14 protein-coding genes are annotated in these 20,673 nt (G+C 70.4%); 8 read left to right on the top strand and 6 right to left on the bottom strand.

The genetic code is table 11. The features are described from left to right. Positions 1–150: 150 nt before the first annotated feature. The 3 genes from AB0E94_RS16645 to AB0E94_RS16635 all read right to left on the bottom strand — a co-directional run bounded on the left by AB0E94_RS16645 (position 151) and on the right by AB0E94_RS16635 (position 5,583). The gene (locus tag AB0E94_RS16645) at positions 151–780 is read right to left on the bottom strand and encodes a LysE family translocator (RefSeq protein WP_360326952.1); all 630 of its coding nucleotides are present in this window, start codon (positions 778–780) and stop codon (positions 151–153) included. A 184-nt stretch (positions 781–964) separates the two neighbouring features. Beyond that, on the bottom strand, positions 965–3,757 hold the full coding sequence (locus AB0E94_RS16640) for a glycoside hydrolase family 3 C-terminal domain-containing protein (protein WP_360326950.1): 2,793 nt from the start codon (positions 3,755–3,757) through the stop codon (positions 965–967). A gap of 533 nt (positions 3,758–4,290) precedes the next feature. Beyond that, a complete protein-coding gene (locus tag AB0E94_RS16635) occupies positions 4,291–5,583 on the bottom strand; it encodes an ROK family protein (protein ID WP_360326948.1) in 1,293 nt (430 codons plus the stop codon). Between the two features lie 210 nt (positions 5,584–5,793). Here AB0E94_RS16635 and AB0E94_RS16630 point away from each other — a divergent pair, with 210 nt between their 5' ends. From AB0E94_RS16630 to AB0E94_RS16620, 3 genes are all read left to right on the top strand, one after another. Further along, on the top strand, positions 5,794–7,467 hold the full coding sequence (locus tag AB0E94_RS16630; RefSeq protein WP_360326947.1) for an extracellular solute-binding protein: 1,674 nt from the start codon (positions 5,794–5,796) through the stop codon (positions 7,465–7,467). A gap of 193 nt (positions 7,468–7,660) precedes the next feature. Next, entirely contained in the window at positions 7,661–8,542 is an 882-nt protein-coding gene (locus tag AB0E94_RS16625) for an ABC transporter permease subunit (protein WP_360327139.1), read from the top strand. Next, positions 8,539–9,474 (top strand): carbohydrate ABC transporter permease, encoded by a 936-nt coding sequence (locus AB0E94_RS16620; RefSeq protein WP_360326946.1) that lies wholly within the window; start codon positions 8,539–8,541, stop codon positions 9,472–9,474. Before AB0E94_RS16625 ends, AB0E94_RS16620 begins: the two co-directional genes overlap by 4 nt. A 162-nt stretch (positions 9,475–9,636) precedes the next feature. Here AB0E94_RS16620 and AB0E94_RS16615 read toward each other — a convergent pair whose 3' ends face one another. Next, a complete protein-coding gene (locus tag AB0E94_RS16615) occupies positions 9,637–11,766 on the bottom strand; it encodes a glycoside hydrolase N-terminal domain-containing protein (protein WP_360326945.1) in 2,130 nt (709 codons plus the stop codon). Between the two features lie 48 nt (positions 11,767–11,814). Here AB0E94_RS16615 and AB0E94_RS16610 point away from each other — a divergent pair, with 48 nt between their 5' ends. Then, entirely contained in the window at positions 11,815–13,833 is a 2,019-nt protein-coding gene (locus AB0E94_RS16610) for a beta-galactosidase (RefSeq protein WP_360326943.1), read from the top strand. Here the strand turns inward: AB0E94_RS16610 and ftrA are convergent. Next, positions 13,826–14,800, bottom strand: a complete 975-nt coding sequence (gene ftrA, locus AB0E94_RS16605; protein ID WP_360326941.1) for a transcriptional regulator FtrA — start codon at positions 14,798–14,800, stop codon at positions 13,826–13,828. The genes AB0E94_RS16610 and ftrA overlap by 8 nt on opposite strands. A 71-nt stretch (positions 14,801–14,871) precedes the next feature. Here ftrA and AB0E94_RS16600 point away from each other — a divergent pair, with 71 nt between their 5' ends. Then, positions 14,872–15,294 carry a rhodanese-like domain-containing protein gene (locus AB0E94_RS16600; protein WP_360326940.1) on the top strand — a complete coding sequence of 141 codons (423 nt, stop codon included), beginning with the start codon at positions 14,872–14,874 and terminating at the stop codon, positions 15,292–15,294. Positions 15,295–15,612: 318 nt separating this feature from the next. Here AB0E94_RS16600 and AB0E94_RS16595 read toward each other — a convergent pair whose 3' ends face one another. Then, positions 15,613–16,851, bottom strand: a complete 1,239-nt coding sequence (locus AB0E94_RS16595) for a D-arabinono-1,4-lactone oxidase (RefSeq protein ID WP_360326938.1) — start codon at positions 16,849–16,851, stop codon at positions 15,613–15,615. A 96-nt stretch (positions 16,852–16,947) separates the two neighbouring features. Between AB0E94_RS16595 and AB0E94_RS16590 the strand changes: the two genes are divergently transcribed. The 3 genes from AB0E94_RS16590 (at position 16,948) to AB0E94_RS16580 (ending at position 20,136) form a co-directional block, all read left to right on the top strand. Then, entirely contained in the window at positions 16,948–17,805 is an 858-nt protein-coding gene (locus tag AB0E94_RS16590; RefSeq protein ID WP_360326936.1) for a response regulator, read from the top strand. Between the two features lie 264 nt (positions 17,806–18,069). Beyond that, entirely contained in the window at positions 18,070–18,993 is a 924-nt protein-coding gene (locus AB0E94_RS16585) for an MHYT domain-containing protein (RefSeq protein ID WP_360326934.1), read from the top strand. Positions 18,994–19,146: 153 nt separating this feature from the next. Continuing rightward, a complete protein-coding gene (locus tag AB0E94_RS16580; protein WP_360326932.1) occupies positions 19,147–20,136 on the top strand; it encodes a ketoacyl-ACP synthase III in 990 nt (329 codons plus the stop codon). Positions 20,137–20,673 lie beyond the last annotated feature (537 nt).

The raw sequence follows: 20,673 nt of genomic DNA, 5'->3' as shown, positions 1-20,673 counted from the left end.
GACCGCCGGCCGTCGCTGAGCGCTGGAATGCGTCCGGTTTTACCGTGCTGGGCGACGGCTGGCGGTTTTTGGGCGGTCCCGGAGACCGCCGGCCGTCGCTGAGCGCTGGAATGGGCCCGGCTTTACCGCGCTGGGCGACGGCTGACGGGTTTAGGACGTGGTGGCCAGGCGTAGGCCCAGGGCCACCAGGACCGCGCCGGTCACGGCGTCCAGCGCGCGGCGCACGGCCGGCCGGGACAGCACCCGGCGCAGCGCGGCCACCAGGTTGGCGACCACCACGAACCACGCGATCGTCACCGCCACCGCGACCAGCGAGAGCAGCAGCACGTCACCGGCGGCGCCGTTCACCGGCGCGAACTGAGGCAGCACGGCCACGAAGAAGATGCCGCATTTCGGGTTCAGCACGTTGGTCAGCAGGCCGTCACGGAACGAACTCCACAGACGGGCCTCGGCACGCCCGGCGAGCGGCTGGTCCGGGCCCGGGCCGCCGCGCCGGGCGGCGAGCAGAGCGCTGACCCCCAACCACATGAGGTACGCCGCACCGGCCAACTTGACCACGGTGAACGCCACCGCCGACGCCTCCAGCAGGGCGGCCACCCCGACAGCGGCCGCCACCGACCAGACGAACACGCCGGCTGCCACCCCGGCCGCCGCGACCATCCCGTGCATCCGGCCGGCCACCACCGACCGCCGGACCACGACGGCGAAGTCCGGCCCCGGCGACACCGCCGCCAGCCCGATCACACCCGCGAACGCCAGCGCCTGTCCCACATCGCTCATGTCCCGATCCTCACCCGTTCCCGCCGTCCCGGGCCACCCCGCGGCCGGAGGTGGCCGGCTCCCAGCGCTGTCCCACACCGCCGGGGACAACCCCGAGAGCCAGCCCGCTCCCGTCGGCTGGCCGCCGCCGCTGTCTTGCCGCGTTCCAAGGCAGCGATGAGGGTCGGCCTGGTTGTGGGTCGGGTCAGGTGAACGTCACTGATGTCAGCGTGATTTGCGGTTGGTTGAAGAGGACGAACAGGGCGTGCCTGCCGGTCACCCGGGGGATGGGGGCAGAAGCCGCGCCGGCGGAGAGGGTGGCCAGGATCGGGCCGGTCAGGGGGTCGTCCAGGCGGAGAGTGATCGACGCTTCGCCTGCCAGGGCGGCGAAACAGGCGGTCACCGTCGAGACGGGCGGAGTGAAGTCGAGGTCGTCGAAGACCACCCAGGCGGTGTCGTCGTCGCTGCGGAGGGCTTCGCCTGGTGTCGTCGAGATGGCCACGGGGGTCGTTCGGGCGTACCCATCGTTGTCGATCATCTTGAGCACGGACCTCGGTGACCGGGCCGGAATCCTCTCGCCGCGGACGCGCAGCGACGCGGTCCGGCGCCAATCGGCGCTGGACGAGCCGACGGCGATGGTGTGCGTGGCGTCCTCGATCACCCAGCGGGAGCGGGTGACGTCCCAGAAGGCCAGCTCGGCGGCGGGGAGCAGGAGTTCCACGGTGGATCGTCCGCCCGGCGCGAGACGCACGTGCCGGTGGCCGCGCAGCCGGCGTAGTGGCTGCTTCACGCGGGAACTCTGCTGGCGGGTGTAGAGCTGCACGATCTCGGTGCCGGGGCGGTCGCCGACGTTCACCACGTCGACGCGGACCGTGACCTCGCCGTCGGGGTCGATCGTGTCGGCGGTGAGCCGCAGGTTCTCGTAGGCGAACCGCGTGTAGGACAGCCCGTGCCCGAACGGGAACAGCGGCGCGCCCCGGAAGTAGAGATAGGTGGCGTCGCTCGCGATGATGTCGTAGTCGAGCAGATCGGGCAGATCGCCGGCGTCGTGGTACCAGGTCTGGGTGAGCCGGCCGGCCGGGTCGACGGGCGCGCCGGTCCGGTCCGAGCCGAGCAGCACGTCGGCGAGCCCGGCGCCGTGCTCCTGACCGCCGTGCGCCGACCACAGCACGGCCGGCAGATTGTCCGCGGCCCAGCCGATCGCGTACGGGTAACTGCTGCTCAGTGCCAGGATCGTGCGCGGGTTGGCGGCGTGCACGGCGTGCAGCAGGGCGTCCTGGGTGCCGGGCAGGTTCAGGTCGCGGCGGTCCGCGGTCTCCCGGCCGGCCACCAGCGGATGGTTGCCCAGCGACAGCACCACCACGTCGGCCCCGGCAGCCACGGCGGCGGCCGCGGCCACCCCGTCGACCAGCAGGTCCACGGTGAAGACGGTCGCTTCGTCGGCGACCCGGACCAGACCGTCCGCGCCGGCGGACAGATGGCGGCCGGTCTGCACGTGCCGGATCACCACACCGTCGTCCCGCGGTTCCAGGCGGAACGTCTCGCGGACCTCCCAGCCGTTCGGGCCCGGCCGGTCGCTGACCAGCAGGTGTTCCTCGGCCCCGACGAAACCGGCGATCACCGACCGCAGCGAGATCGTCTCCTCGCCCCAGTCGAACACGTCGAACAGGGCGGCGTCCGGGATCTCGTCGGCGGCCCGTACCCGCAGCGGTCCGTCACCTGCTACGAGCAGGCCGGACGCGCAGCGCAACGCGATCCGGTCGACACCCTCGTGGAACACCACCGACTCGGCGCCGAGCCGGTCGGCGAGTTCGGCCCGCAGCGTCCGGCGGTACGGCGGGGTGCCGCTGTACCAGTCGTCGAACGTGGTGTCGCCGAGCGGGCCGATCACCGCCACCCGGCCCGCACCGGCCGGGTCGAGCGGCAGGATGCCGTCGTTCCCGAGCAGCACCACCGAGGCACGGGCCGCCTCCCGCGCCAGCGCGCGATGTTCCGGGCAGTCGATCACGTCAAAATCGATGCTTCGGTACGGGTCCTCGTCCGGATTGAACTCGCCGAACCGTACGCGTACCGAAAGAATGTGCCGCACCGCCGCATCCACGTCGGACTCGGTGATCAGCCCGCGCTCCAGCGCGGTGACGAACGACCCCTCGGACAGCGGCCCCGGTTCGGTCACACAGTCGATGCCGGCCCGCAGCGCCGCCGCGAACCCGGCCGGATGATCGTCGAACAGCTGCTGGTCACCGGCGAGGTTCTGCACCGCGAAGGCGTCGCCGACGACCATCACGTCGTCCTCGGCCCAGCCCCGCAGCACCTCGTTGATCAGCGGGCTGAGGTGGGTGGGCCGCCCGTTGATCAGGTTGTAGGAGGCCATCACGGCGACCGCGGCCCCGGCGGCGATGGCCGGGCGGAACGCGGGCAGTTCATATTCGTGCAGCACGCGCGGCGGCATGTTGCTCGACGTCAGGCAACGATCGGTCTCGTTGTTGTAGCCGAGGAAGTGCTTGAGAGTGGGCGCGGTGCGCAGCCGGCGCGGATCGTCGCCACGCAGTCCTTCCGAGTACGCCGTGCTCAGCACCCCGGTCAGCCACGGGTCCTCGGCGTAGCCCTCCTCGTTGCGGCCCCACCGCGGGTCGCGCAGCAGGTTGACGACGGGCGCCCAGACGTTGAGCCCGACGTTCTCCGGGTCGCGGTGGTGCATGGCCCGCACCTCGGTGCCGACCGCCGTGCCGACCCGGCGCAGCAGGTCCGGGTCCCAGCTGGAGGCGAGACCGACGGCCTGGGGGAAAGCGCTTGCCGTTCCGAGCCAGGCGACGCCGTGCAGAGCTTCGGTTCCGGTGCGGAACGAACCGATTCCGAGACGTGGGACGGCGGCCTGATGCTGATGCAGGAGGGCGATCTTCTCCGCCAGGTCGAGCCGGCCCAGAAGGTCGGACACCCGCGCGGCGAGCTTCTGATGCGGGTCGCGAAAGACGATGCGAGAGGGGGATTCGGTCACAACGTTTTCCTTCGGGCCAAGCTGCGTTGTCGAAGCGCTTCGACAACGCGGCGGAAGAAGCCTCCGCGAGTGGTTTCGCGAATGTTTCGAACGGAGTTCCCTGAGGCTCGCACCACAGTTACGCCTCGGTCAAGGAGCAGCGGCCATGTTTGGTCATCGATTGTTACCCGCCTCGCCGCCAGACCCGTGCTGGTCGGCGTCCACTTCGCCCGCATTGATCCCCGCGCATGCGCTCCGACGCTCCACTCCGGACCGCCGAGCCCGAACTGCATCGACGGCCCCCGCTCCGCCAGCGTGGTGACGTGTGGCGCGGATCGGCCCGCAGTTCACCACGCCAGGGGTGGGGGCTGGTTGCGTGGTGATGTGTGGCGCGGATCGGGCCGCAGTTCACCACGCCAGGGATGCGGTCCGGTTGCGTGGTGATGTGTGGCGCGGATCGGGCCGCAGTTCACCACGCTGGGAGTGTGGGCTGTGTGCGTGGTGATGTGTGGTGTGGATTGGACCGCAGGTCGGCACGCCTGGGGTGTGGGTGGTCAGGGGGCGGCCGGTAGGGCGCCGGTGTCGATCCGGTCCAGGTGGGCCACTGCGCCGCCCAGGGCTGCGGCGTGCAAGCCCAGTGCGGACGGGACCAGGCGGGCGCCGCCGGCGGCCGGGGCCAGGGTGTTTCGGGAGAGTTCGGCCTCGGCGGCCGGGAGGATCCACTCGGCCAGCGTGGCGTAGTGGTCGCCGAGCACGATCACCTCGGGGTTGACCAGGTTCGTCAGCAGGGCCAAGCCCTGACCGAGGTGGCAACCCGTGTCCCGCAGCGCGGCCAGCACGGCCGGGTCGCCGGATCGGGCTTCGGTCGCGACCTGTTCCACCGCGGGGGTCAGGTCGGTCAGTGCCGCCGGGTCGAAACCGGGCAGGGCGCGCCGGACCAGCTTGTCGATGCCGGCCAGGTCGGCCAGGGTCGGGGAGCCGGCCGGCCCGAGGCTGAACCGTCCGATCTGGCCGGTCAGCCCACGCGAGCCGTGCAGGAGGCGGCCGTCGGCGACGATGCCGGCTTCGATTCCGGCGGCGCCTGTGACGTACGCCAGATCGGATTGTGCCTGATGGCCGCCGTGCCGCAGCTCGGCGACCGCGGCGAGGCCCGCGTGGTTGGCGACGGCGACGTCCAGGCCGGGCTGGCGCAGCGAGCCGGTGAGCAGGGCGCGCAGGTCGACGTCGGTCCAGCCGAGCGCGGGCGACAGGCTGACCGTGCCGCCGTCGGAGACCAGGCCGGGCACGGCCACGGTGAGGCCGAGGACCTGCCGGCCGTGCTGGCGAACCCGGGTGGCGGCCCGCTGGGCCAGGGCGGCGACCGCGCTGATGGCCCGGCCACTGCCGGCTGCGGCCCCGGTGAGATCGGCGACGCCGGACCCGGTGGGATCGCCGGCGCCGGCTCCGGTGGGATCGGCTGGGCCGGCTCCGGTGGGATCGGCGGGACCGGTGGAGAACTGGCGGTGCCACAGCAGCAGCTGGTCGCCGGCGAAGTCGACGGCCAGGGCGGTGAGACGGTCGGCGGCGATCTGCAGGCCGATCGCGGCGTAGGCGGAACCGTCCAGGGCCAGCGCTGTGCCGGGCCGCCCGATCCGGTTGCCGCTCAGGCCGGTCTCGCGCAGCAGCCGCTGCTCGATGAGGGTGCCGGTCAGGCTGGACACGGTGGCTTTGTTGAGGCCCGTCGACGCGGCGATCGAGGCGCGTGAGCTGGGCCCGTTGGCGCGCAGGTGCCGCAGGACCACGGCCAGGTTGGTGGCGCGCACGTCGGTGAAGTCGGCCGGTTGTGGGTCGGCCCGGGTGGTCTTCACATCAAGCCCCGCTCTCGGCGCATACGCGTGCTGTCCGCCTGGTCATCTTGCCGCATCACCGCGGTTCGTCGTCTCCCCTGATCGGCGCCCGCCGGTGGGTGCGCTCCCATTCGATGCTTGTCGGCTCGGCACCACGTCAGTTAGCTTGTCTTCGATGTACTTAGTTTAGACGCTAACCAAACTAAACCCATAACGGAAGGGTGGTGCGCCGTGCGGAGAGCGATGGAAGGCGCGTCAACGAACAGGCGGAACTTCCTCGGGCTGGTCGGCCTCGGCGCCGCCTCCCTGGCCAGCGGCGGAGCTCTCGCCGGTTGCAGCAAGGACCCGAGCTCCCAGGGCTCGGCCACCAACGCCCAGCAGGCCGCCGGCCTGGTTCCGCAGTTCAAGGACTCCACCCTGGTCCAGCCGGACGTCAAGGGCATCCGGCCGATGGCGGACGGCTACGTGAAGTACCCGACGTCGCTCGTCGACGCCATCAGCGACAAGGCGATCACCAGCGGCAAGCCGGTCACCGCGACCACCCCGTGGTGGGGACCGGCCCCGCCGGCCGGCAACGCGCTCAACGAGGCGGTCAACGCCGACCTGGGCGGTGCGATCAACTTCAGCATCCAGGACGGCAACACGTACGGCGACAAGCTCAACACCATGCTCGGCGCCCGGGACGTGCCCGACCTGACCTGCATCCCGGGCTGGGAGGTGGCCAAACTGGCCCGGTTCTCCGAGGGCGTGCACGCGCTCTTCGAGGACCTCACCCCCTACCTGGCCGGTGACAAGGTCAACGCGTACCCGCTGCTCGCCGGTCTGGACACGGCGGCCTGGCAGGACTCGGTGTGGGGCGGCAAGCTGATGGGCGTCCCGTTCCCGACCGACGCGCCGTACCCCTCGGTGCTCTTCGTTCGAAAGGACGTCACCCAGGAGCGCGGCGTCGCCGACCCGACCACGCTGGACGAGCTCTACGAGTTCGGCAAGAAGATGACCAACGCCGACAAGGGCGAGTGGGCCTTCGGCGACATCTGGCTCGAGGTGCAGCAGATCTGCGGCGCGGGCGGCTCGGAGAACGGCTGGATGAAGGCCGCCGACGGCAAGATCGTGCACCGGATGGAGCTGCCGCAGTACAAGCGGGCCGTCGAGTTCATGGCCAAGCTCTACGCCGACAAGCTCGTCCACCCGGAGATCGCGGCCAGCAAGGGCGGCGACGTCACGACCCTGTTCAAGGGCGGCAAGCTCTTCATGTACGGCACCGGCGGCGGCTCCTGGAAGGAGACGTGGCGGCCGGCCGTACAGATCAATCCGAAGTTCAACATGCAGGCCGTCAAGGTGTTCGGCGCGGACAAGGGACAGGCGCCGGTTCGCTGGCGGACCCGCCCGGCGATCCTCTGGACGTTCGTCAAGAAGGGTCTGGGTCAGGAACGCACCCAGGAACTGCTGCGTGTCCTGAACTACACCGCGGCGCCGTTCGGTACCAAGGAGTGGGAGCTCCAGAACTACGGGGTCGAGGGCACGCACTTCAAACGGGACGCGAGTGGCGCGCCGGTGACCAACGACCTGTGGGTCAAGGAGTTCGCCAACCAGTTCATCTTCCTCGGCGGCCGTCCGCCTGTCGTCGTCGGCGGCCCGGACATCCCGACCTACGCCGCGGACTTCGTGAACTGGGGCAACGACGCTTCGAAGTACCTCGAGGTCAACCCGTGGGACGGCATCAAGGTCGAGACGCCGACCCAGATGGCGGCCATCGCGCAGCCCACCGAGGACAAGATCACCGACATCCTCAAGGGCCGCACCCCGGTCAGCGAGTTCGACAAGGTGGTCTCCGACTGGCGTGCCGCCGGTGGCGACGCGGGCCGTGACTTCTACGCCAAGGTCCTGGCTGACAACGGGCGATGAGCGAGCTCGCGAGCGAATCAATCGGCACAGTCCTCTCGTGTCGACACCGGAGCGAAGCGGAGGTGGCGACATGACCGCCCCACCCGTCGCTGAGCCGCAAGTTGCGGTGAAGGCGAAGAAGAAGGTCAAGTCGGTCTCGCGGCAGCAGCTGTCCTTCGGGCAGCGGCTGCGGCGGGACTGGCCGCTGCTGCTCATGTGCTTCCCGGCGATGGCTCTGCTGCTGGTGTTCCACTACGTTCCGGCGCTCGGCAACATCATCGCCTTCCAGGACTACAACCCGTTCGTCGGCGACGACCCCCTGGAGGCGTTCCTCTACAGCGAGTGGATCGGGTTCGGGAACTTCGAGTACCTGTTCAAGACGCAGGCGTTCTGGGACTCGGTGATCACCACGCTGTCGATCACCGCGTTCCAGCTGGTCTTCTACTTCCCGATCCCGATCGCCCTGGCCGTCCTGCTCAACAGCATCCTGTCGCCGCGGATCCGGTCGCTGGTGCAGAGCGTTGTCTACCTGCCGCACTTCTTCAGCTGGGTGCTGGTGGTGTCGCTGTTCCAGATGATGCTCGGCGGCGCCGGCCTGCTCGCGCAGACGCTGCGCCAGGCCGGTCACACACCGCCGGAGATCATGACCAATCCGGACACCTTCATGTTCCTGATCACCTCGCAGGCGATCTGGAAGGACGCCGGCTGGGGCATGATCGTCTTCTTGGCGGCGCTCGCGGCCATCGACCCGGCGCTGTACGAGGCGGCCGCCGCGGACGGGGCCGGCCGGTGGCGGCGGATGTGGCACATCACCCTGCCCGGCCTGCGGTCGGTCATCGTGCTGCTGCTGATCCTGCGGCTGGGTGACGCGCTCAACGTCGGCTTCGAGCAGTTCGTGCTGCAGCGGGAGATGGTCGGCCGGGAGGCGGCCGAGGTGGTCGACACCTACGTCTACTACCAGGGCATCGCGGTCCAGCAGTGGGGTGTCGGCGCAGCGGCCGGCCTGTTCAAGGCGGCGGTCGGGATCCTGCTGATCGTGGGAGCCAACAAACTGGCGCACCGTTTCGGCGAGCAAGGGATCTATTCGAAGAGATGAGCGCAGACACCGTGGTCCGGCCGCGCCGCAACACGTCGCGGCCGGTGTGGGAGGAGCAGCCGTCGCTGCTCGGCCAGTTCGGCAAGGGCACGATCCTCACCCTGGTGGTGGCGGTCGTGGTGGTGCCGCTCTGGGTGGTCGTGGTGACCAGCCTGTCGTCCGAGAAGACGATCAACAGCGCCGGGGGGTACGTGTTCCTCCCGCGCGAGTTCAACCCGTCGGCGTACGTGGTGATCTTCTCGGGTGGGCAGATCACCGACGCGATCCTGGTGAGCACGATCGTCACGCTCGCCGGAACGGCTCTCAGCCTGGTCGTCACGGTGCTCGCCGCCTACGGCCTGTCCCGTCCGGGCACGCTCGGGCACAAGCCGATCCTGTTCTACTTCCTGCTGACGTTCCTGATCTATCCCGGCATGATCCCGAGCTACCTGGTGGTCACCGGCCTGGGGCTGAAGGACAACCTGCTGTCGCTGATCCTGCCGACCGCGATCAGTGCGTTCAACCTGGTGGTGCTGCGGGCGTTCTTCATGAGCATTCCGGGCGAGCTCTACGACAGCGCCCGCATGGACGGCGCCGGTGAGCTGCGCATCCTGACCCGGATCGTGCTGCCGCTCTCCAAGGCGGTGACCGCGGTGGTCGGCCTGTTCTACGCGGTCGGCTACTGGAACGCGTTCTTCAACGCGATCCTCTACATCGACCGGAACGACCTCCAGCCGGTCCAGCGGGTGCTCCAGCAGTTCATCCTGTCCGGGCAGTCGCCGGCGTCGTCCGGCACGGCGGTCGCCATTCCGGGTCTCGGCTCGACCGTTCCGCCGAGCCTGGCGATCAAGATGGCGGTGGTGGTCGTGACGGTCGTCCCGGCGCTGATCATCTACCCGTTCGTCCAGCGCCACTTCACCAAGGGCGTGATCATCGGCGCGGTGAAGGGCTAGCGCCTGTTTCGTAAGGGATGGCTGGGCTGCGGCGTGGCCCAGCCGCCGCCTGGCCGCACGGCGCGAACACCCGGATACAACCCCGGTATCCGGGCGCCCGCGCCGCACACCCAGACGACACCTGGACCTCGCCTCGCTCCTGCCCCCCTTACGAAACAGGCGCTAGATCCGGTACGGGACGTTCGCCCGCAGGGTGACCGTCTCGATCGTGCCGGACGGCAGTCCGATGTGCACGGTGCGATCGGCGGGGGAGGTCAGGACCGCCCGCACCGTGTCCGGGGACCAGGTCAGATCCACCGTGACCGGGCCCCGGGCGATCAGACCCCGGACCGAGCCGGTGGGCCAGGCCGCGGGCAGGGCCGGGAGCAGGTCGATCCGGGCGATGCCGTCGGCGGAGACGTCACGGCTGCGCAGCAGCATGGCCGCCACCAGCGCCGGGAGGCCGCCGGCCAGGTCCACGTTGAACATGTGGTCCCGGTTGTGGGTGGGGGCCAGGTTGGGCCGCCAGTACGCCTCGGAGATCCGGGTCAGGGCCGCGTACGCCTCCTCGGCCAGCCCGAGGTGGGCCGCCGCGACGCCGAGGAGCGCCAGGCCGTACCCCATCTCGTCGGAAGCCTCGCTCAACCACCACCGCAACCGGGCCCGCACCGCCCGCACCGCCGCGGCGCGCAGCGCCGGATCCTCGTCGAACTCCGGATCCCCGCCGTAGTAGAGCGGGTAGAAGTGGCTGCAATGCCGGTGCTCGTGGTTGTCCGGGAACCGCGGATCGACCCATTCGGCCAGCTCACCGGCGTCGTTGACACGCATCGGCGGCAGCGCCGCGAGCAGCGACCGCCAGCGCAGCGCGTCGGGATCGGTGATCCCCAGCACCTCCGTGACGGTCAGGAGGCCGCGCAGCAGCGCACCGACCGCCTGGACGTCCAGGGTCGCGTCGGCGGTCGCCTGATCACCGGAGCCGCCCGGATCGTTCTCGGGCGAGTAGGACGGGCTGAACCGGGCGCGGCCGCCGGCCACGGTGGCGAAGTGCAGGTGGAACTCGGCCGCCTCACGCAGGAACGGCAGCGCCCGTTCCCGGAGGAAGTCCAGGTCACCGGTGTGCTGCCAGTGTTCCAGGTAGAGGCGGGCCAGCCAGGCGGCCCCGGCGGTCCAGAACGTCAGGCACCAGATCGGCCCGAAATGGTTCTGCCGGCCGTGCGTGCCGAGATGCGCCGGCGCGAACAGGCCGGGCACACCGTAGAGGCGGCGCGCGTTCTCCCGGAAGTCGTCGAGTTGCTCGTCGAGCAGGTCGAACAGCGGCGGCATCAGCTCCGGCGTCCCGGTCGGGAGCACCGCGAGCAGCGCGGCCTGGAGGTTGCCGTCGATCGTCCAGCCACTGCGCCACGGCGGCGAATACGTGCCGCTCCACACCCCCTGGAGCGTCGGCGGGCGGCGGCCGGTGCTGCTGATGATCGTGTACCGGCCGGCGTCGAACAGTTGCTGCGCGCGATGTCCGCCGAGGTCGAGACCGACCCGGCCGAACAGGTCGCCGTGCTCGGCCGCGTGCTCTTTCAGCAGTTCGTCGAAGTCTCCGGACGGCAGATCAGCGAGGGCGTCGGCCGGCGCGGGCGTTCCGGTCACGGTTCGGGCAAAGATCAAAACCCCTTCTTCGGTACGGCGTACGCGTACCGCCAAGGCCCATCCCGGCAGGGCCCCAGCCCAGAGCGGCTGCTCGAATCGTCCGGTCAGGACGAGATCGTCCCCGAGTTCGTCGACGGTGTAGTGGATCGGCCGTTCCGGGGTGCCGTCGATCGGCTCGACCCCGACCGTCCCGTCCGTGCCGGTGACCCGGATGACCAGCAGATCCGCCGGCCGGGACACGAACGCGTCGACTGTCACGCCGGCCCACTCCTGCCGGACCACGCCGGTGCTGAAGTCGGTGCCACGCAGGTAGCCGTCCCCGGGGTTCGCCGGAGTGAAAGTCAATGTTCCGGCGCCGATCAGCGGATCTATCCAGCGCGTCTGCTCGTACCCCGGATGCTCCTGAATCGCGAGGTCGCAGACCGCGCGAGCCGCGTCGCGGAACCGGTCGGCGTCGAGGAGCTCGCGCAGCCGCGGCAGCGCCGGGGCGGTCAGCGGCGCCGGAAGGGGCTCGGTGACCGGCTGGAACAGGTCCTCGTGGGCGAGGGTGAACGACAGCCGGGCGGGCGAGCCGTAACAGAGCACACCCTGCCGGCCGTTGCCGCTGATCAGCGCACGCTCCCAGTCCTCAGTGGACTCGGCGTCCCGGAACGACGGATTGACGTTGCTCTGCACGGCTCATATTTTGTTTAGGGTTCAAACTAATAGCAAGAGGTGGTCTGATTGCTCTTCTTCGGCGGCGACTACAACCCGGAGCAGTGGCCGGAGGAGGTGTGGGCGGAGGATGTCGCGCTGATGCGGCAGGCCGGGGTGAACATCGCCACGGTCGGCGTCTTCGCCTGGTCCGACCTCGAGCCGGAGCCGGGCCGCTACGAGTTCGGCTGGCTCGACCGGGTGTTCGACCTGCTGCACGAGGGCGGGATCCGGGTCGCGCTGGCCACTCCGACCGCGTCGCCGCCGCCCTGGTTCACCCTCGCCCACCCGGAGGCGCTGCCGGTCACCGCCGACGGGGTGCGGCTCACCCACGGCAGCCGCGACACCTACTGCGTGTCGGCGCCCGCCTACCGCGCCGCCGCCCGGGCCATCGCCGGCCGGCTCGCCGAGCGCTACGCCCACCACCCGGCGCTGGCCATGTGGCACGTGCACAACGAGTACGGCACCGACTGCCGCTGCGACGCCACCGCCGCCGCGTTCCGGCTCTGGCTGCAGAAGAAACACGGCGACCTGAGCGTCCTCAACGAGGCGTGGACCACGTCGTTCTGGAGCCAGCGCTACTCCGACTGGGCACAGATCACCCCGCCGCGCGCCACCCAGTACATGCCGAACCCGGCGCACGTGCTCGACTTCCGCCGGTTCCTCTCCGACGAGCTGCTCGACGGTTTCATCGAGCAGCGTGACCTGCTGCGCGCGGCCAACCCGGACGTGCCGGTCACCACCAATTTCGTGCAGGGTGGCTGGGTCAGCGTCGACCACGCGCGCTGGGCCGAGGAGGTCGACATCGTCGCCGTCGACCACTACCCGGACGACGCGGGCGCCGGCGCCGAGGAGCAGACCGCGTTCGCCGCCGACCTGGCCCGCGGCTGGGGCGGCGGATCCTGGCTGCTCATGGAGACCGGGCCGAACCTGATCTACACGTCCGGGCGGATGCACTCGAAGGAACCGGGACGGCTCACCCGGCACAGTCTCGGATACGTGGCCCGCGGCTCCGGCGGGGCGATGTACTTCCAGTGGCGGCAGCCGCGCGGTGGGGCCGAACTGTTCCACTCGGCGCTGGTTCCGCACGCGGGACCCGACACCCCGGTCTTCCGGGAAGCGATCGCGCTTGGCCGTACCCTCCGGAATCTGGAACTGACCGAGACCGCACAACCGGCCGCGAGTGTCGCGGTGACCTGGGACGCGCCCTCCTGGTGGGCCCTGCAAGGGCCCGGTCTTCCGGCCGCCGACATCGACTACCTGGGCGCGGTCCGGCAGGCGCATCGGGCGTTGTATCGGGCCAAACTCCAGGCCGGCTTCGTCTTCCCGGGCGTCTCCACCGACCTCGGCGACTACCGGATGATCGTCGTGCCGCACCTCTACCTGGTCTCCGACGAGGCGGCCGCGGCCTTCCGTGACTACGTCGCCGCGGGCGGGACGCTCGTGGTCACCTACCTGAGCGGCATTGCCGAACCCGACAGCCGGATCCGGCTCGGCGGTTACCCGGGCGCGTTCCGCGAGGTTCTGGGGGTACGGGTGGTCGAATGGCATCCGCAGGCCCCGGGCACCGTGATCAACCTCTCCGCCGGTCGCACCGCCGAGCGCTGGATCGAGCGGGTCGAGACCGCCGGGGCCGAGACGATCAGCCTGTACGCCGACGGTCCACTGGCCGGATCGCCGGCGATCACCCGCAACCGGTACGGCGCCGGCTCGGCCTGGTACATCTCGACAGGCCTCACCGACGACTCCCTCCAGGCGCTGCTGCAGGAGGTGGCCGCCCTCGCCGGGGTCGAGCCGGTGCTGCCTGATCTGCCGTCCGAAGTGGAGGCGGTGCGTCGCGGTGACCTGCTGTTCCTCTTCAACCACGGCACACAGCCGGCCACCGTGGGCGACGTCCTCCTGCCGCCGGGCGGGTTCCGGATCCGGCCGGTTCCTCAGCCGGCCTCCTCGGTCAGTTCGTCCTCGGTCAGTTCGTCCTCGGTCAGTTCGTCCTCGGTCAGTTCGTCCTCGGGCAGTTCGTCCTCGGGCAGTTCGTCCTCGGTCAGCTGAGGTGGAAGGCCCTTCGGTAGGCCGACGGTGACGTGCGCATCGCCTGCGTGAAATGGTGCCGGAAGGTGACCGGGCTCTCGAAGCCGACCGCGGACGCCACCTCCTCGATCGGCGTCCCGGTCGTCTCCAGCAGCGCCAGGCTGGCGTGCACCCGCTGGCCGATCAGCCAGCGGATCGGCGTGGTCCCGGTCGCGCGGGCGAAATGCCGCAGGTAGGTGCGCTCCGACATGTGTGCCCGCCGGGCCAGCGCCTCGACGCTGATCGGTGTGGACAGGTTGCCGAGCGCCCACTCCATGCTGCGTGACAGCCTGTCGTCGGCCGGGTCCTCGGGCATCGGCGCCTCGATGAACTGGGCCTGGCCGCCGTCCCGGTGCGGCTGCACGACCAGGCGGCGGGCCACCGCGTTGGCGATCGCCGGGCCGTGGTCCAGGCGCACCACGTGCAGGCACAGGTCCAGGCCGGCGGCGCTCCCGGCGCTGGTCAGCACGTCCCCGTCGTCCAGGTAAAGCACCTCCGCGTCCACCTCGACGGCCGGATAGCGGGTGCGCAGGGCCTCCGCATACCGCCAGTGGGTGGTGGCCCGGCGCCCGTCCAGCAGCCCCGCCCCGGCCAGCGCGAACGCGCCCGAACAGATCGACATCACCCGGGCGCCCCGGTCGTGCGCGCTCCTGATCGCCGCGGCCAGCGCCGGCGACGGGTCGGCCCGCACATCCGGCACACCCGGGACGATCACCGTCCGGCCGCTCGCGAACACGTCCAGACCGTGCTCGGTGTGCAGGGCCGCCCCACCGACCACCCGGACCGGGCCGGGCGTCTCCGCGCAGATGGTCAGCTCATACCAGGGGCGATCGAACTCGGGCCGGGGCAGGCCGAACACCTCGGTGACGATGCCCAGCTCGAAGACCGACATCCCCTCGTAGGCCAGCACCGTCACGCTCGGGCCCCGGCGTTCCACACGATGCAGCATGGCGGAATCTTAGCGGTGGATGACGTGAGCGCCACTGGGCCGGCGGTCGGCCGGACGGCACGATCAACGGCATGACCAGCGCGATCGAACACTTCAGCAACCGGCTCCGTTTCGAGACCGACGTCAGCGACGTCCACCACGACCTGCACGCCGCCACCCCGGGGCTGGTGGTCGTCGACTCTCGCAGCGTCGAAGCCTGGGACCAGGGCCACCTGCCCGGCGCGATCCACCTGCCGACCCGTTCGATCGCCGCGGGCGCCGCCGCTCTCGTACCGGCCGGCAGCACCGTGGTCACCTACTGCTGGGGGCCCGGCTGCAACGGCGCCACCCGGGCCGCCCTGGAGTTCGCGAAGCTCGGCTACCAGGTCAAAGAGATGATCGGCGGGTACGAGTACTGGGTCCGCGAGGGATTCCCGGTCGAGGACCTGACGGGCGAGTGGTCCCGCCCGGCCGACGACCTGACCGCCCCGGTCGGCGCCACTTGCGGCTGCTGACAGACCGCCAGCCGTCGCTGACCGCGGTCATCGGCCCGCCGAGACCGTCGTGAGCGACGGCTCGCGGTCCGGGCCGTCGCTGACCGCGGTTTTCGGGCCTTCCGTGACCGTTGTGGGCGACGGCTGGCGGTCCGGGCCGTCGCTGACCGCGCTTATCGGCCTTCCGTGACCGTCGTGAGCGACGGCTCGCGGTCCGAGCCGTCGCTGACCGCGCTTATCGGCCCTCCGTGACCGTTGTGGGCGACGGCTCGCGGTCCGGGCCGTCGCTGAGCGCGGTTTTCGGGGCCTGGAAAGCGTTGTGGGCGACGGCTGGCGGGCTCAGGCCAGCAGGGCGTCGAGCCAAGGGTTGCGGAAGGCGCCCTTGGGGTCGAAACGGGTGGTCAGGGCGGCGAAGTCGGCGAAACGGGGGTAGGCGGCGCGCAACTCGGACGGGGCGGCCGTGAAGATCTTGCCCCAATGTGGACGGGCGCCCAGCGGGGTCAGCGCCTTCTCCAGATCGGCGACCACCGGGAGCACTGCGCCCGTGTCGGCGATCCAGGTGAAGTGCAGGGCCAGGCTGTCCCGCTCGTGGTTGGGGCTCAGCCACAGCTCGTCGGCGGCGATCGTCCGGATCTCGCACACCTGTAGGACCGCGGCGACCCGATCACGGAGCCCGGACACCGCCTCGATCGCGGCGAGCGCCGCCGAACGTGGCAGATGCCACTCGGACTGGAGCTCCTCGCCACTGCTCGGGGTGAACTCCATCCGGAAATGCGGCAGCCTGGTGTGCCACGGGCCGGGTGTCCCGCCCTGCTCGGTGCAGTTCTCGGTGGGCATGCCGGGCACCGGGTGCCGTGGGCCGTCGGCCGGGCGGGCGCCGAAGAAGTCACCCGTCATCGGCTCGGCACGCTTGAGCCACACCTGGTCGATGCCGGGGGAGGACCAGCGGGTGAACAGGCTGACGCTGTAACCCGCCGACAGGATCTCGTCGAGGTGCTCGTGCAGGGCCGCCTCGGGGAGATCGTCGTAGACGTACTGCCGCAACTCGAAGGCGGGCATGACGTCCAGCGTGAGGGCGGTGACCACGCCGAGCGCCCCGAGGCCGACGACCGCGCCGGCGAGGTCGGGATCGGACCGGTCCAGCGTCGTCACCGAACCGTCGGCACGCAGGATCTCCAGGCCGGCGACGGCGGTGGCCAGATTGCCGTTACGGACGCCGGAGCCGTGGGTGGCGGTGGCGACCGCGCCGGCCACCGAGATGTGCGGGAGCGAGGCCATGTTGTGCACGGCCAGACCCGCGCCGGCCAGGTGGGCGGCCAGTTCGCCGTACCGCATGCCGCCGTCGATCTTGACAGTGGCCGCATCGGCGGCGATCTCGACGGTGCGTGGCAGGCCGGCGAGCGAGATCAGGTCGCCGTCGGTGTCGGCGAGCCGGTTGAACGAGTGGCCGCTGCCGAGGACCCGCAGGCGCTCCGAGCCGGTGACCACCTCGCGCAACTCGTCGAGGGTGCCCGGGCGGTGCAGCCGCCGTGCGCCGAACTCGATGTTCCCGGCCCAGTTGGTCAGACGTTCCGGCATTGCTACACCCTACGTGTATTGCCTGTTCACGGCCATGGCGCGGGGGATCCGGGTTATGGTCGGGCGACTCGCGGAACGAGCGATGGGGGAACACCGATGGCGTCGATCGTGGTCGCCGAGGACGACACCGACATCGCGCAGCTGCTCTCCACGGTGCTGAGCAATGCCGGGCACACGGTGCGGACCGCGCCGTCCGGCGCCGCCGCGCTCGACATGGTCAACGAGGTCGGCCCGGACCTGGTCATCCTGGATCACCACATGCCCGGCATGAGCGGTCTGGACGTGGCCGGCCGGCTGCGCGGCGACGCGGCCACCGCCACCATCCCGCTGATCATGCTGTCCGCCGCCGCGCCGGCCGCGGCCCGCGGGCTGTGCGATGTGACGATCTCGAAACCGGTACGCCCCAAACACGTGGTGGAGGCGACCAACGAGCTGCTGGCCGCCACCGGTGGGCAGCAGCAGGACGCCGCCCACCAGCTGGTCGACGTGGAACGCCTGCTCGCGGTCTCCGACTACCTGACCCGGCCGGCCCGCGCCGAGGCCCTGGACGCCTTCGCCGAGAAGCTGACCGAGCTGACCGGGGCGCCGGCCGCGGCGATCACGCTGGTGCTGAACGACAGCGTGGTGGTGGCCGGTTCGCACGGCATGCCGCGCTGGGTGCGCGAATCCGGTGGCGTGCCTGTCGAGTGGTCGCCGGACACCGTCGTGGTGGCCGAGGACGTGCCGGTGCTGATCAGCGACAGCACCGCCGACGAGGAGTACGCTGACTCGCCACTCTTCTCGGTCAGCGGGGTGCGTTCGTACGCGAGTGTGCCGTTGAACTCAGCCGAAGGACACGTGGTCGGGACCCTCTGCGTGATGGACGAGACACCCGGGACCTGCACCGAGGACACCGTGCAGATCCTGCACTCACAGCGTGCGCAGGCATTGGTCCTGCTGGCCCGTGCCGGGTGATCCATACCTTTATGAGTATTTCTCCGATGTTACCGAAAGTTATCTTAAGCGACACCTTTCCCGAGTGATGACTGTGTGACAGTCTGTGGGCTTATGTCGCCGGAAGTGCGGGTAACCGCTCCGTCTCACGTTTGGCGTGATCCAAATCGAGATGCTGTGCACGTTCTCTCGTAACGAAACCTGCGTCACAATCAGTCACGCCCATGGCGGTGGTGCGGGCAGTATGCAGCCCGGCGGAATCGCGAACGAGAGGAACGGCGCGAGATGGCGCAGATCCATCACTTCGAGTACGGGGCGCTGACCCCCACGGTCAGCTACATCCTTTCCGTGCTCGGGTCATTACTCGGACTCACCAGCGCTGTCCGGCTCCGGTCTGCGAAGACCGGCGGCGAGCGGTTCTGGTGGCTGACCCTGGCCGCGGTCGCGATCGGCGCGACCGGCATCTGGAGCATGCACTTCGTCGCCATGATGGGCTTCGACGTCGACGGCACCCCGATTCGGTACGACATCGGCCTGACCGTGGCCAGCGCGATCATCGCGCTGGTGTCGGTGGGCGTCGGCCTGTCCATCGCACTGCTCGGCCGGACCGCCTCCAAGGTGCGGATCCTGATCGGTGGCGTCCTGGCCGGCCTCGGCGTCGCGGCGATGCACTACACCGGCATGGCGGCCATGGAGCTGCGCGGCCAGATCCACTACGCCGGCCGTGAGGTGATCGCCTCGATCGCGATCGCCGTGGTCGCCGCGACGGTCGCGCTCTGGCTCACCCTGGTCGTCACCAAGCCGATCGCGATCTTCGTGTCCGCGCTGGTCATGGGTGTCGCGGTGAACGGCATGCACTTCACCGGCATGCTGGCGATGTCGGTCGTCCCGGAGGCCCAGTTCGGCTCGGTCGAGGGCGCCACCGCGGCCGGCCTGCTGGTGCCGGTCGGCGCCGCGGTCGTCTTCGCGATCATCGGCATGGGGTACGCGCTGGTCTCCGCGCCCACCGAGGAGGACCGGGCGGCGGCCGAGTACCTCAAGGCCCGCATCGATCACCGGCACTCCCAGGGTGCGACCCCGGCCCCGGCCCAGGTGCCGTTCGGTGGCCACCCGGCGAGCCAGCAGCAGCCGCAGCAGCCGCCGGGCCGCGCGGGCCGCACCACTCTCGGTGACGGCTCGTGGACGTACCGGGACCGCGGTCGCCAGTAGTCACCACCCCGGGCCGATGGCGGCCTGCCGACTGTTCCCTTTTGATCAGCCGAACCGGCAGCTGATCGATCCGCACGTCACCGCCCTGCAGAACTACCTTTGCAGGGCGGTCGCGTGAAACGTGAAAACGTGCGGAGAGCTGGGAGAACAGGCATGGCGGTAGGCATTCTCGGTACCGGGTCGTACCTCCCCGAGCGAGTGGTGACCAACGTGGACCTGCTCGCTCTGGTGCCCGATGCGGACCCCGAATGGGTGTCCCGGAAGACTCTGATCGAAGCCCGCAGGTTCGCCGCCCCGGACGAGGCGGCGTCGGATCTGGCGGCTCGCGCGGCACAGGCGGCGCTGCGGCGGGCGGGCGTGGCGGCGGCCGAGATCGACTACATCATCGTGTCGACCTCGACCGGCGACTCCCCGCAGCCGCCGACCTCGAACCTGGTGCAGCACACGATCGGCGCCACCGGTGCGGCCTGCTTCGACGTCAATGCGGTCTGCGCCGGGTTCGTCTTCGCTCTCGGCGTGGCGAACGGCCTGGTCCAGGCCCAGCCGGACGCGCTCGTGCTGGTGATCGCGTCGGACGTGTACTCGCGGATCCTCGACTTCGGCGACCGGCGCACCGCCGTGCTCTTCGGCGACGGGGCCGGCGCCGCGGTCGTCGGCCGGGTGCCCGACGGCTACGGCATCATCGACCTCGAACTGTCGTCCCGCGGCGACGCGAACGACCTGATCCACGTCAAGGCGGGCGGCTCCCGGCTCCCGGCCTCCGCGCAGACCGTGGCCGACGGGGACCACTACTTCCGGATGAACGGCCGTGGCGTACGCGAGTTCGTCGCCACCGGGGTGCCGCCGGCGCTCGACGAGCTGCTGCGGCGCAACGAGTTCAAGGCCGACGACGTCGACCACTTCGTCCCGCACCAGGCCAACGGCATCATGCTCGAGGAACTGGTGGAGTCGGCGGGTCTCCAGGGCGCGCACACGCATCTGACGCTGCCCTGGTACGGCAACGTGGGCAGCGCCTCGCTCCCGGTCACCCTGGACGACGCCAACCACAACGGATCGCTGCGTGACGGCGAACTGGTGCTGCTGGCCGGGTTCGGCGGCGGCATGTCGTTGGGCGCCTGCCTGCTCCGCTGGGGCCGCGGCTGATCCGGCCCATCGCCCGCTTCGCCGGGCGCGCGCTCGAACTTGTGGGGCGCTCACCGCTGTCTTGGACTACTCAAGACAGCGGTGAGCGCCCCGTCGGCGGTTCTGATGACGTCATCTTTGTCGACCCGGCGTGATCCAAACTATTTGTCTGGATTATCTTTTTCACACCGAAACGCCGTCGAGAATAATGGGATATCGACTAATTCGGCATAGTGTCCGTTTTGTTAAGCCGGTCGACGGTGACCGGCGGACTCGCCCGGGTGGTCGGGACGGTCCGGGCGGTCCCGGGCACGGCCGGCCGGGTGGCCCGAACCACGGCGGCTCCGGCGTTCCGGGGGCACGGTGGTCCGGGCCGGGTCCGGAGGGTCCGCCAGGGCCCCACGGCCCCGGGGCAGGGCGGTCCTGGTCAGCACACCCCCCCGGTGATGGCCAGGGCGCGCCCGGCGACCACGTGATCGATCGCCGTGGACCGGGTGCCGACAAAGACCGACGCCCGATCAGGAATTCCTGATCGGGCGTCAGTTCACGTAGCCGTAC

It is taken from the genome of Actinoplanes sp. NPDC026670, assembly GCF_040638175.1.
Classification (GTDB): domain Bacteria; phylum Actinomycetota; class Actinomycetes; order Mycobacteriales; family Micromonosporaceae; genus Actinoplanes.
The sequence above is the reverse complement of the archived record's forward strand: the minus strand, read 5'-3'. Positions and strand labels throughout refer to the sequence as shown.

Bases quoted from the DNA above. Each gene is read 5' to 3' on its own strand.
- AB0E94_RS16645 (WP_360326952.1), bottom strand. From the start codon at position 780: ATGAGCGATGTGGGACAGGCGCTGGCGTTCGCGGGTGTGATCGGGCTG.
- AB0E94_RS16625 (WP_360327139.1), top strand. From the start codon at position 7,661: ATGTGCTTCCCGGCGATGGCTCTGCTGCTGGTGTTCCACTACGTTCCG.
- AB0E94_RS16620 (WP_360326946.1), top strand. From the start codon at position 8,539: ATGAGCGCAGACACCGTGGTCCGGCCGCGCCGCAACACGTCGCGGCCG.
- ftrA (WP_360326941.1), bottom strand. From the start codon at position 14,800: ATGCTGCATCGTGTGGAACGCCGGGGCCCGAGCGTGACGGTGCTGGCC.
- AB0E94_RS16600 (WP_360326940.1), top strand. From the start codon at position 14,872: ATGACCAGCGCGATCGAACACTTCAGCAACCGGCTCCGTTTCGAGACC.
- AB0E94_RS16595 (WP_360326938.1), bottom strand. From the start codon at position 16,851: ATGCCGGAACGTCTGACCAACTGGGCCGGGAACATCGAGTTCGGCGCA.
- AB0E94_RS16590 (WP_360326936.1), top strand. From the start codon at position 16,948: ATGGCGTCGATCGTGGTCGCCGAGGACGACACCGACATCGCGCAGCTG.
- AB0E94_RS16585 (WP_360326934.1), top strand. From the start codon at position 18,070: ATGGCGCAGATCCATCACTTCGAGTACGGGGCGCTGACCCCCACGGTC.
- AB0E94_RS16580 (WP_360326932.1), top strand. From the start codon at position 19,147: ATGGCGGTAGGCATTCTCGGTACCGGGTCGTACCTCCCCGAGCGAGTG.